Source organism: Bacillus sp. MSP13, from assembly GCF_000815295.1.
Classification (GTDB): domain Bacteria; phylum Bacillota; class Bacilli; order Bacillales; family Bacillaceae; genus Bacillus; species Bacillus vallismortis.
Window position 1 is genome coordinate 515,731 of sequence record NZ_JXAQ01000011.1, and the last position, 10,573, is coordinate 526,303.

The following is a 10,573-nucleotide window of genomic DNA, read 5'->3' on the forward strand; positions in this document are numbered from 1 at the left end:
TGTCTACATCCCTTCGTTTTCAAAACGTCTAATATCTTTTTTGTGCCCCATGATCACCAGGCAATCCTGTGCGTGAATGATGTCTTCAGATGCGGGAGATAGACGGATATCTCCATGATGTTTTATGGCCAGAATGGTACAGCCGTACTTCGCTCTTACATTCAGATCGAAAATTGATTTTGAGTCAAGCTTGTTTGTTGCCTGGAGCTCGACAATACTGTACTCATCAGATAAATCAAGGTAATTCAATACATTCTCATCAGAAAGGCTTTGTGCGATCTTGACGCCCATGTCCTTTTCAGGGTGAATAATGCGGTCAGCGCCGATTTTTTCAAGCACCTTATGGTGATAATGGTTTTGAGCCTTTACCCAAATATTCGGGATGTCAAATTCCTTTAATAATAAAGTCGTCAGGGTACTTGCTTGAAGATTCGCTCCGATCGCAACAATCACATATTCAAAATTGCGTATTCCTAATGATAGCAATTCGTTTTCTTCGGTAGCGTTGGCAATCACCGCATGAGTTGCGTAAGAAGCGTAAGCATTTACCTTTTCTTCGTTGATATCAATTGCAAGGACCTCATGTCCCATTCTGTGCAGCTCTTTGCAAATGCTTCCGCCAAATCGGCCGAGCCCGATCACGGCAAATTGCTTATTTTTTATTTTTCCCAATGTTCATAACTCCCTTAGTAAAAGTAACGTTTTTGAAGCAAAAAAGACCATCTCGAAGAATGGCCGTTAATAGACCTCCTCTCTGGATACGCCTACGAGGTTAGCTGTCGGATTAGGGATTCAGAGTACCCCCTCTTACTAAGTAAGATTCACCCCTAGGCTGTGAATAAAACAGCCAATCGTTGGTTCCCCCGTTCGTGTTTGATTAAGCGGTAAAAGAGATTAATATGAAATTGAACACTCAAGAATTTACTCCTGTTTCTAGAGTTTGTCAATTTAAATTTTTATTAAGAAAAAAGATAATTGGAAATAGAGGGGAAAAGGGAGGTCAAAACGCAAAAAAAGACCGGCGTTAACCGGTCTTCCAGCGTGTCAACAAACCCTCGCATTCGTTGTCAGTCCTGCGCGTTGGTGCTCACGTGAAAAAAGATCAGCGGCTAAAAGCTAGAGCGCCCTGCTCAACCGCCCCTGTCACCGCATCCTGCGGAAGTCTGCTCCAATGCTCGTCCTTCCTAGACTTCAAGGGTTTTCAATCACGCTGAAAAGATGACAAAGTCATAAAACGAAAAGAACCGTTTTATGACTTTGTCAACAATCTGAAAGACCGGCGTTAACCGGTCTTCAATGTTTAGTTGCAGCCGCATGGCTGAGTCGGAGGAGTGCTGCGTTTAGCAACGTCAATGCTGGCTTCTGCATAAAATTTATTTCCGATGCTCAATGATTTATTCTCCGCACGGAAAGTATATGTACCAGCGGCAGGAAGAGTTTTGTTATTCAGTTTTAATTTGAATTCGCCAGCTCCTAACAAATCAAGCGCCAGAGGGATTCTTACTGTTTTCCCGTTATTAAGGATCTGTGTTTCACGCAACGCACGCCCGTTCATTGTGTCTTTTGTATTTGCAGTAAATCCGCTTGGCAATGTAAATTCCATAACGCCAAGGCTGAGAAGCGTATTTGGACGGTATGTCAATTCGATATCGGAGAAAGACCATTCCGTTTTGCTGGTCCCTGTGATTGTTGCAAACAATGAAGCTGTTGACTGTGTTTTCATAGTAGACTCAGTATGAGCGGAAGTTGATTTAGATTCAGCCGCGAAAGAAGCTGTAGGTGCAGAAACGAGTAAACCGAGACTTAATGCGCTAATGGCCAAAGAAGATAATAATTTGCGTTTCATAATAAAATTCCCCCTAAAAAGTTATGAAATATACAGGCCTGCTCGCTGTTCACCTCCTCTGAACGGCCAAATACAAATTTTACCTACATAAAATTACCATCAAATATTTTGGAAGTAAATGGGGTGTTTTTCCCGTATTTTTCAAATTTGTAGTAATTACATGTAAATGAACAGAAAAACGCCAGGTTGCCCGGGCGTTTTCTTCTTTACTTTTCTTCGATTGGTATAAACTTAAAAATTTCTCCGCTCTGCACCGATTCAGCAAGCCGCTTCAGCCAATCATAGTAGACTCTGGAGCTTTCCAGCTGCTCGTGTAACTGCAGGGCTTCATTTTTGATGTCCTCATTGAGGCCTTCCTTGTTTAAAACCTCTTGTAAATCAGCCTGAGCTTCTTCAATTGCTGCTACATTTACCTCAACTTCCCGTTCCCATTTAGGTGGAAAGAAGTTTGTAAAAAACTTGAAGAAATCTTTTTCAGCCACAAATGTATGTTTGCGGATGCCTCGGTGGAATGTTTTTTTCACCACATTTAAATCCTGAAGCTTTTTGACACCTGTGCTCATGCTTGGTTTACTCATTTGCAACTCTTCACGCATTTCGTCAAGCGTCATCTCATCACGCATATACATCGTCCCATATAAAATGCCGACACTGCGGGTAATTCCGTAAAGATCCATCGTTTCAGCAATGGAGTCGATAACAAGATCCCGAGCCTGTTCTATCGCTGCAAATTCTGGATTTTCATCCATACTGACCCTCTTTTCCTTTAGAAAGTTAAATTCGTTAAGTTACTTCTTTATGATCTTTATCTTAACGAAACATAAAGAAAAGTCAAAAAGAAAAATCAAAATGAGGCTTTGACAGTTTAAAAACCTTATGTTAGATTAAAGTTGTTAAAGACATTAAATTTTTATTTAACAAACTTTATTTTCGTCAAGGGGGCTTATATGAGTCAAACATTATACATTGACGGTGAATGGATCAGTGCTGAAAAAGAGCAGATCCGCAACATTATCAATCCATTTAATCAAGAAGAAATTGCAACCGTAAGCGAGGGAGAGCGAGAGGACGCCATCAAGGCAATCGCAGCCGCGCGAAGAGCTTTTGACAAAGGAGAATGGTCATCTCTATCCGGGCTTGAACGCGGAAAGATTGTTCTGAAAATTGAAGAATTAATCAGGCGTGACCTTGATGAGCTGGCTGAGCTTGAATCCCTTGATACGGGAAAAACACTCGAAGAAAGTAAGGCTGATATGGACGATATCGCCAATGTTTTTCAATATTACGCCGGATTGGCAGACAAAGATGGCGGAGAGATCATTTCATCTCCGATCCCTGATTCAGAAAGCAAAATCATTAGAGAGCCAATCGGGGTTTGCGGCCAGATTACGCCCTGGAATTATCCGCTTCTGCAAGCGAGCTGGAAAATCGCGCCTGCCCTGGCTGCGGGCAATACGATCGTCATGAAGCCGAGTGAGATCACGCCGCTAACAACAATCAAAGTGTTCAAGCTGATGGAAGAAGCGGGCGTTCCAAAAGGTGTCGCAAATCTTGTCCTTGGACCGGGAGCCACAGTGGGTGACGAGCTCGCAGCAAATAAAGACGTCGATTTGGTTTCATTTACAGGGGGAATCGAAACAGGCAAAAAAATCATGCGGGCGGCCAGCGGTAACGTCAAAAAAATCGCGCTTGAACTGGGCGGAAAAAACCCCAATATCGTTTTCAAAGACGCAGATTTAGAAGTTGCTGTCGATCAGGCATTAAACGCTGTATTTTTTCATGCCGGCCAAGTATGCTCCGCCGGTTCCCGATTGCTTGTTGAAGATGCCATTCACGATCAATTTTTAGCAGAGCTCGTCAAACGGGCAAAACGCATAAAACTCGGAAATGGTTTTGACGCGGACACAGAAAGCGGTCCGCTTATTTCGGCAGAGCATAGGGCGAAGGTGGAAAAATATGTAGAGATTGGAATAAAAGAAGGCGCGAAGCTCGAGACAGGAGGCAAACGGCCGGAAGACTCTGCGCTTCAAAACGGCTTTTTCTATGAGCCTACTATTTTCTCAAACTGTAAATCTGATATGAGAATTGTTCAGGAAGAGGTTTTCGGTCCTGTATTGACAGTCGAAACCTTCAGCTCGGAAGAAGAGGTCATTGCGCTTGCGAATGATACGATCTATGGCTTGGCCGGAGCGGTATGGTCAAAAGATATTGAAAAGTGCGAACGCGTTGCAGCCCGCTTGAGAATGGGAACCGTTTGGATTAACGATTTCCATCCATACTTTGCGCAGGCGCCATGGGGCGGCTATAAGCAGTCCGGATTCGGACGCGAGCTTGGAAAAATAGGCCTTGAAGAATACACAGAAGTCAAACATGTATATCGCAATACAAAACCGGCAGCGGTTAATTGGTTCAATTCATAAGAGGGAGAGATGAATAATGACATTAAATATGAAAGTAGAAAGCATGCACAAATTCCATACATTTGAAATTCCGACTGTGATTAAGCACGGAATCGGAGCCGTCAAGCAAACGGGTGAAGAAATAGCTGCGCTGGGCGTTTCGAAAGTACTCCTTGTCACAGACCCTGGGATTTATAAAGCCGGCGTCGTTGATCCTGTAATCGAATCACTTAAAGAAGCGGGCATTGAAGTGGTGCTCTTTCATAAAGTAGAGCCAAATCCGCCTGTCCGTCTGGTGAATGAAGGATCTGAGCTTTACAAAAAAGAGAACTGTAATGGATTGGTGGCAGTCGGAGGCGGAAGCTCCATGGATACTGCAAAAGCAATCGGAGTAGAAGCTACTCACGAAGGAAGCGTGCTTGATTATGAAGCGGCAGATGGAAAAAAACCGCTGGAAAACCGGATTCCTCCGCTGACGACAATTCCGACAACAGCTGGCACAGGGTCAGAAGTAACCCAATGGGCGGTTATCACAGATGAAGAAAGAGAATTCAAATTTAATACAGGCGGTCCGCTGATCGCAGCGCACCTGACCATCATTGATCCTGAGCTTCATATTTCAATGCCTCCGCATGTAACAGCCATGACGGGAATTGATGCGCTTGCACATGCGATTGAGTGCTACACAATGAAATTTGCACAGCCAATCACGGATGCAGTTGCTTTAATGGCAATTGAATATGCCGCTCATTACATTAAAAGAGCATTTGCTGACGGAGAGGATCTGGAAGCAAGATACGGAATGGCGCAGGCTGCGATGCTAGCGGGACTTTCTTACGGCAGTGAATCAGCGGGCGCGGCTCATGCGATGAGCCAGACGCTTGGCGGTATTATCCCGGTCGCTCACGGTCAATGTGTCGCCGCGATGATGGGACCTGTCATGGAATACAACTGGAAGGGCTATCCTGAGAAATTTGCACGTATTGCGAAAGCGTTCGGTATTGACACTAGCAATATGACAACAGAAGAAGCAGCGAGAGCATCTGTCAACTGGATGTATGATCTGGTCGAAGATTTAGAAGTGCCGACTTTAGAAGAGCAGGGAGTATCACCTGATATGATCGAACGCTTGTCTAAAGAAGCGATGAAAGATCCGCAAACCTTTGGAAACCCTAGAGACTTAAATGAAAAAGCATACAATTGGATCTACAAGCGTTGCTTTAACCTTACGCCTAAAACGGTATAACACGATGTCCCGCTCCTTTACAGAGCGGGATTTTTTTGGATAATGAAACATAAATGGAAATGCTAAGGAAGAAGGTAGGTGCCGAATGATGTGGAAGCGTATGGCTGCAAAAACAGAAGGCTTGTATATTGCAGATACAGAAAGCTTCGTAACCAAGCGGAAGGACAAGTTCGATATTGATTATGGCGGCATCCCCGGTGACTTGCATTTTGGACTGACCAAAAAAGCGGGAGCCAGAGAACCAATGTTTTCAAGGGGAACTGAAATTTTCAACCGCAGACAAATTTCAATTGTTTCGATAGAGGAATGTGACGAACTGGCTTTAAAAATGGAAGTTCCGAGTATTTTGCCGGAATGGCTCGGAGCGAATATCGCAGTCAGCGGAATACACGATTTCACCTCATTAAAAGAAGGGAGCCGCCTCATTTTTCCGAGCGGTGCCGCTTTGCTGTGTGAGGGAGAAAATGATCCGTGTATCCAGCCGGGAGAAGTCATTCAGTCTTATTATCCGGACAAGCCGAAGTTGGCGCCTTCTTTCGTCCGCCACGCACTGGGCATAAGAGGGATTGTCTGTATTGTTGAGAGGCCAGGCGCTGTTTATGCTGGAGATGAAATAGAGGTCCATTCCTATCATAGGAAAGCCAAACGAAAAGCAGAAAGGGTCTGAATAATCAGGCCCTTTCCACCTTTTCTTTAATTTCTTTAATCTGGCTGAGATGCCGCTTTTCATGGTGGCCGATAAAATCGATCCACTGGCGGATAGTCAGCTCTTGAAACACAGGATGCGGAAGCACTCTCTCAAAATCTTCTTCTTTTAGAGAGGCAATTGCCGCCGTCAGCTGTTCTCTCACCACATCAAGCTCGCGTTTCATTTGGCTGCCTGACATAAATCCATGCTCAGGCTCAAGGTGACTCGGGGCTTTTCGCTTATTGTTTCTGTCTTGTGCAGCTTCAAGCGGTTTCGCTTCAACTTTTTTAACAGGAGCTTCCTTTACACGCTCCTTCAGCATGATTTGTGCGGCCATATCAATTTTTTTCAAATGATCAAGAACTTCCCTTATACTCCATTCTTCAGCAGAAGGCTTTTGATTCAGCTTTTCGTCAGAAAGCCCTTTGACTTCGTTCCACGTTTCTAATCTGGCTTCATTAAAGATACTCATCATATCTCCTCCTAAAGTGACATTACCATATATATAAGCAATTATCATTTATAAAGCACTTCAAAACGGCACACTTTATCTAAAAATTTCGAAACCTTTTTCGTTATGTCTCGTATAAATGGTAACGGCAGCCGTTCATCAATGCATTGATGCAGAAAGGATGAGGAATTTGGAGTTGTTTGGCGTCCCTATACAAACGATTTATTTTTATACGCTTATGATTGCGGGCAGTCTTACGCTATTATTTCTATTTTTCGGAGATGTGTTTGCAGGGCTGTCAGAAGGCATTCCCTTTCTTAATCCGACTTTGGCGCTCGCATTTTTTACATGTTTTTCAGCAGGCGGATATATAGGCGAACTCATATTGCCCCTATCCCACCTGTTGATCGCGCTTTTCTCTTGCATCCTTTCGATTATCCTTGTGATATTGCTTCACTTTTTTGTTCTGGTCCCATTATCATCCGCAGAAGAATCACTGGTTTATAAAGAAGATGATCTAAGAGGAAGAATCGGCAAAGTGATTACCGCTGTTCCTATAGACGGGTTTGGTGAAGTGGTCATTGAAGGAATAGGCGGCACCATCTCGAAATCAGCGGTCAGCTTTGAGAATCAGCAGATCAGTTACGGGACAACGGTTTTGGTCGTAGATATCAACAACGGAGTTCTTTTTGTTACTCCGCATGAACCTATTTAAAACAAGGAGGAATGTAAAATGACAATGCCGATTATAATTGTCATCGGAGTTGTATTCTTTTTATTCATTGCACTGGTAGCCGTTTTTATCACAAAGTATCGTACGGCAGGACCAGATGAAGCGTTAATCGTAACGGGGAGCTATCTAGGAAATAAAAATGTTCATGTCGATGAAGCCGGCAACCGTCTTAAAATCGTCCGCGGCGGAGGAACCTTTGTCCTTCCCGTCTTCCAGCAGGCAGAGCCGCTAAGCCTATTATCAAGCAAACTTGATGTTTCGACACCTGAAGTCTATACCGAACAAGGGGTTCCAGTAATGGCTGATGGAACTGCGATTATTAAAATCGGTGGTTCTATAGGAGAAATCGCTACAGCGGCTGAACAATTTTTAGGAAAATCAAAAGATGATCGTGAGCAGGAAGCGCGTGAGGTTTTAGAAGGCCATCTTCGTTCCATTCTCGGCTCGATGACGGTTGAAGAAATCTATAAAAATAGAGAAAAATTTTCTCAAGAGGTGCAGCGTGTGGCCTCACAGGATCTCGCGAAAATGGGGCTTGTGATTGTTTCCTTTACCATTAAAGATGTACGCGATAAAAACGGTTATCTTGAATCATTAGGGAAACCGAGAATCGCTCAAGTAAAACGCGATGCTGATATCGCAACAGCCGAGGCTGATAAAGAAACCCGGATTAAGCGGGCAGAAGCCGATAAAGATGCAAAAAAATCAGAACTTGAACGGGCGACGGAAATCGCTGAAGCTGAAAAAACCAATCAGCTCAAAATAGCCGAATACCGAAGAGAACAAGATACGGCAAAAGCGAATGCCGACCAGGCATATGATTTAGAGACTGCCAGAGCCCGCCAGCAAGTCACCGAACAGGAAATGCAGGTTAAAATTATTGAACGCCAAAAACAAATAGAACTAGAAGAAAAAGAAATTCTTCGCCGGGAGCGTCAATACGACTCAGAGGTAAAGAAAAAAGCCGATGCAGACCGTTATTCAGTCGAGCAGTCCGCCGCTGCTGAGAAAGCCAAACAGCTCGCGGAAGCTGATGCCAAGAAGTACAGTATAGAAGCAATGGCGAAGGCAGAGGCCGAGAAAGTCAGAATTGACGGACTTGCAAAAGCAGAAGCTGAAAAAGCGAAAGGGGAAACAGAAGCTGAGGTTATCCGTCTAAAAGGTTTGGCAGAAGCGGAAGCAAAAGAGAAAATCGCTGCTGCTTTTGAACAGTACGGACAGGCTGCGATTTTCGATATGATCGTAAAAATGCTTCCGGAATACGCAAAACAAGTGGCATCACCTCTTTCAAATATTGATAAAATCACTGTTGTTGATACAGGGGGAAGCGGTGATTCAAGCGGCGCCAACAAAGTAACCAGCTATGCGACAAACTTAATGTCAAGCCTTCAAGAAAGCTTAAAAGCCTCATCGGGAATTGACGTAAAAGAAATGATTGAGAATTTTTCAGGAAAAGGAAACGTAAAACAAAGCCTTCACGAATTAACAAATGAAATAAAAGAAGCAAACGGGTCCAAACAAGAGAAGAATGACTAATGAAAGGATAGAACCAAATGGCAACTGTGAGAGAGGCAAAGTTAGAGGATATAAAAGACATTGCAAAAGTGCATGTCGACAGCTGGAGAACAACATATCGCGGCATCATCCCGACTGACTACTTAAATGGTTTGGACTACAAGGAATTTGAAGACAAATGGAAAAGCCGCTCGTTAAAGGGTGTATTTGTCGCTCAAGATGAAAAAGACTCAATATTCGGCTTTGCTTCATTTGGCCCTATTCGGTCTGAGCAAGAAGGCTATGACAGCGAGCTATACGCGATTTACCTTTTAGAGGAGCATCAGCGGCAAGGTGCAGGCAGAGCGCTCTTAGCAAAAGGAGCAGAGTTTTTGCTTCATCATGGCTTTTCAAGCATGTTTGTTTGGGTAATGGAGCAAAACCCCTCGATTTCATTTTATCAAGCCTATTCTCCTGAAAGAAAAGCGGAGGACAGCTTTGAAATTGCAGGAGAAAGGCTGAAAGAAATAGGGTTTGGCTGGCCGGATCTTTCTGCTTTGAAAACATCTCTTAACAGATAACAAAAATACAACCCCCAGCGGATTGCGCTGGGGGTTGTCACGTTAGGCTTTGTCTATTTTAAGCAAACGCGGTGCTGTCATAAATAATAAACAAAGGACAATTGCACAGATGATGAATGAAGGAACCATATAAGTAGCATTATAAGTTAATGAATAAATCCATACCGGCGTTCCCTTTGGAGCATAGCTGCCGAAAAACACAGCTCCTGAAATGACGTGTGCCGCATAACGCAGGAAACTGCCGATAAAAACTGCGCTGACCACTGAAACAATCAGTTTCCCTTTATTTTTTGCTGCCGCTGCTTTGCGGACAGGATAAGCGAAATAGCCGCTTATCCCAATTGCTGTGAACGCGATCATATAATCCAGAAATAGCTGTACAGGATGCTGTGCGAATAAGTTTCCAATTGCTATTTGAACTAGACCTGTCAGCAGGCCGGTAGTAAGGCCTGCTTTAACACCCCACCGAAACGAAATCAAAAAGATCGGAATCATCATGATGGAGACCGAGCCTCCTTGAGGCATTCTGAGAAACATTCCTGAGACGATGTCTAAAATAACAGCAGCCGCAGTCATAATTGCAATTTCAATAAGGCGAACCAGTTGCTTAGATTGATTCATAAAAATCCCCTTCCATCGATAGACAATCCAAAAGGACAACAAAAAAGCAGCACGCGGAAGGATGAGAAAAGTTCCACGCACTGCTTTACAATCTGCAATTCATTTGACTTTGCCACATCCCTACGCCAGTGTTAACTAACAGGTTCAAAGGGTCAGAACGAAACCGCTCACTCTCAGCTTTAATGCTCCCCTTGTGGTTATCAATATTTAATTCGTTTCTACTATACTAGAAAGAGAAAAAAACAACAAGGTTACACTACTGAATGTATATGTTCTTTCAACATAGTTATATGCTAAAGATATGAAGGGACGATATGCCGAGGATTATAGTTTATTTATTTTATAGATTTTTTTCGGAAAAACTATTGCAATAAATAAATGCAGGTGTTATATTATTAAACGTCGCTGATGCACAGCGGACAAAACAAGAAGCTTCAAAACAATTTGAAAAAAGTTGTTGACGAAATGGAAGCGAAATGTTATATTAGTAAAGCTGCTTCATTAAGAGGCGACG

General features: G+C 43.4%; 11 protein-coding genes and 2 riboswitches. Of the genes, 6 read left to right on the forward strand and 5 right to left on the reverse strand.

What is annotated here, in order from left to right; genetic code table 11:
* Positions 1-3: 3 nt before the first annotated feature.
* The 3 genes from SC79_RS14745 to cudC all read right to left on the reverse strand — a co-directional run bounded on the left by SC79_RS14745 (position 4) and on the right by cudC (position 2,595).
* A complete protein-coding gene (locus tag SC79_RS14745) occupies positions 4-672 on the reverse strand; it encodes a potassium channel family protein (protein ID WP_039075676.1) in 669 nt (222 codons plus the stop codon).
* A 73-nt stretch (positions 673-745) separates the two neighbouring features.
* Positions 746-894, reverse strand: a riboswitch (cyclic di-AMP (ydaO/yuaA leader).
* A 406-nt stretch (positions 895-1,300) separates the two neighbouring features.
* A complete protein-coding gene (bslA, locus tag SC79_RS14750; RefSeq protein WP_010329773.1) occupies positions 1,301-1,846 on the reverse strand; it encodes a biofilm surface layer hydrophobin BslA in 546 nt (181 codons plus the stop codon).
* Positions 1,847-2,052: 206 nt separating this feature from the next.
* Positions 2,053-2,595 (reverse strand): choline uptake/conversion transcriptional regulator CudC, encoded by a 543-nt coding sequence (cudC, locus tag SC79_RS14755; protein ID WP_039075677.1) that lies wholly within the window; start codon positions 2,593-2,595, stop codon positions 2,053-2,055.
* 198 nt (positions 2,596-2,793) lie between these two features.
* Here cudC and betB point away from each other — a divergent pair, with 198 nt between their 5' ends.
* The 3 genes from betB to SC79_RS14770 all read left to right on the forward strand — a co-directional run bounded on the left by betB (position 2,794) and on the right by SC79_RS14770 (position 6,158).
* Entirely contained in the window at positions 2,794-4,266 is a 1,473-nt protein-coding gene (gene betB, locus SC79_RS14760; RefSeq protein ID WP_039075678.1) for a betaine-aldehyde dehydrogenase, read from the forward strand.
* 16 nt (positions 4,267-4,282) lie between these two features.
* On the forward strand, positions 4,283-5,491 hold the full coding sequence (gbsB, locus tag SC79_RS14765; protein WP_039075679.1) for a choline dehydrogenase: 1,209 nt from the start codon (positions 4,283-4,285) through the stop codon (positions 5,489-5,491).
* 88 nt (positions 5,492-5,579) lie between these two features.
* Positions 5,580-6,158, forward strand: a complete 579-nt coding sequence (locus SC79_RS14770) for an MOSC domain-containing protein (RefSeq protein ID WP_039075712.1) — start codon at positions 5,580-5,582, stop codon at positions 6,156-6,158.
* A 4-nt stretch (positions 6,159-6,162) separates the two neighbouring features.
* On the opposite strand, the gene SC79_RS14775 is transcribed toward SC79_RS14770, so the two are convergent.
* Positions 6,163-6,651: a DinB family protein gene (locus tag SC79_RS14775; protein ID WP_039075680.1), complete on the reverse strand. Its 489-nt coding sequence runs from the start codon at positions 6,649-6,651 to the stop codon at positions 6,163-6,165.
* 169 nt (positions 6,652-6,820) lie between these two features.
* On the opposite strand from SC79_RS14775, the gene SC79_RS14780 reads away from it, so the two are divergent.
* Genes SC79_RS14780 through SC79_RS14790 form a run of 3 tightly spaced genes read left to right on the forward strand, consistent with a single transcriptional unit; the run spans position 6,821 to position 9,438 of the window.
* Positions 6,821-7,345, forward strand: coding sequence for an NfeD family protein (locus SC79_RS14780; RefSeq protein ID WP_039075681.1), 525 nt, complete (start codon positions 6,821-6,823; stop codon positions 7,343-7,345).
* A gap of 18 nt (positions 7,346-7,363) precedes the next feature.
* Positions 7,364-8,899, forward strand: coding sequence for a flotillin lipid rafts scaffold protein FloT (floT, locus tag SC79_RS14785; RefSeq protein ID WP_039075682.1), 1,536 nt, complete (start codon positions 7,364-7,366; stop codon positions 8,897-8,899).
* Positions 8,900-8,916: 17 nt separating this feature from the next.
* On the forward strand, positions 8,917-9,438 hold the full coding sequence (locus SC79_RS14790) for a GNAT family N-acetyltransferase (RefSeq protein ID WP_039075683.1): 522 nt from the start codon (positions 8,917-8,919) through the stop codon (positions 9,436-9,438).
* A gap of 42 nt (positions 9,439-9,480) precedes the next feature.
* On the opposite strand, the gene thiT is transcribed toward SC79_RS14790, so the two are convergent.
* A complete protein-coding gene (gene thiT / locus SC79_RS14795; RefSeq protein ID WP_039075684.1) occupies positions 9,481-10,059 on the reverse strand; it encodes an energy-coupled thiamine transporter ThiT in 579 nt (192 codons plus the stop codon).
* A gap of 100 nt (positions 10,060-10,159) precedes the next feature.
* A riboswitch (TPP riboswitch) is annotated at positions 10,160-10,261 on the reverse strand.
* Positions 10,262-10,573: the final 312 nt, after the last annotated feature.

Excerpts from the sequence above, each read along its gene's own strand:
- gbsB (WP_039075679.1), top strand. The coding sequence starts at position 4,283 with ATGACATTAAATATGAAAGTAGAAAGCATGCACAAATTCCATACATTT.
- floT (WP_039075682.1), top strand. The coding sequence starts at position 7,364 with ATGACAATGCCGATTATAATTGTCATCGGAGTTGTATTCTTTTTATTC.
- betB (WP_039075678.1), top strand. The coding sequence starts at position 2,794 with ATGAGTCAAACATTATACATTGACGGTGAATGGATCAGTGCTGAAAAA.
- bslA (WP_010329773.1), bottom strand. The coding sequence starts at position 1,846 with ATGAAACGCAAATTATTATCTTCTTTGGCCATTAGCGCATTAAGTCTC.
- SC79_RS14790 (WP_039075683.1), top strand. The coding sequence starts at position 8,917 with ATGGCAACTGTGAGAGAGGCAAAGTTAGAGGATATAAAAGACATTGCA.
- cudC (WP_039075677.1), bottom strand. The coding sequence starts at position 2,595 with ATGGATGAAAATCCAGAATTTGCAGCGATAGAACAGGCTCGGGATCTT.
- thiT (WP_039075684.1), bottom strand. The coding sequence starts at position 10,059 with ATGAATCAATCTAAGCAACTGGTTCGCCTTATTGAAATTGCAATTATG.
- SC79_RS14770 (WP_039075712.1), top strand. The coding sequence starts at position 5,580 with ATGTGGAAGCGTATGGCTGCAAAAACAGAAGGCTTGTATATTGCAGAT.
- SC79_RS14775 (WP_039075680.1), bottom strand. The coding sequence starts at position 6,651 with ATGAGTATCTTTAATGAAGCCAGATTAGAAACGTGGAACGAAGTCAAA.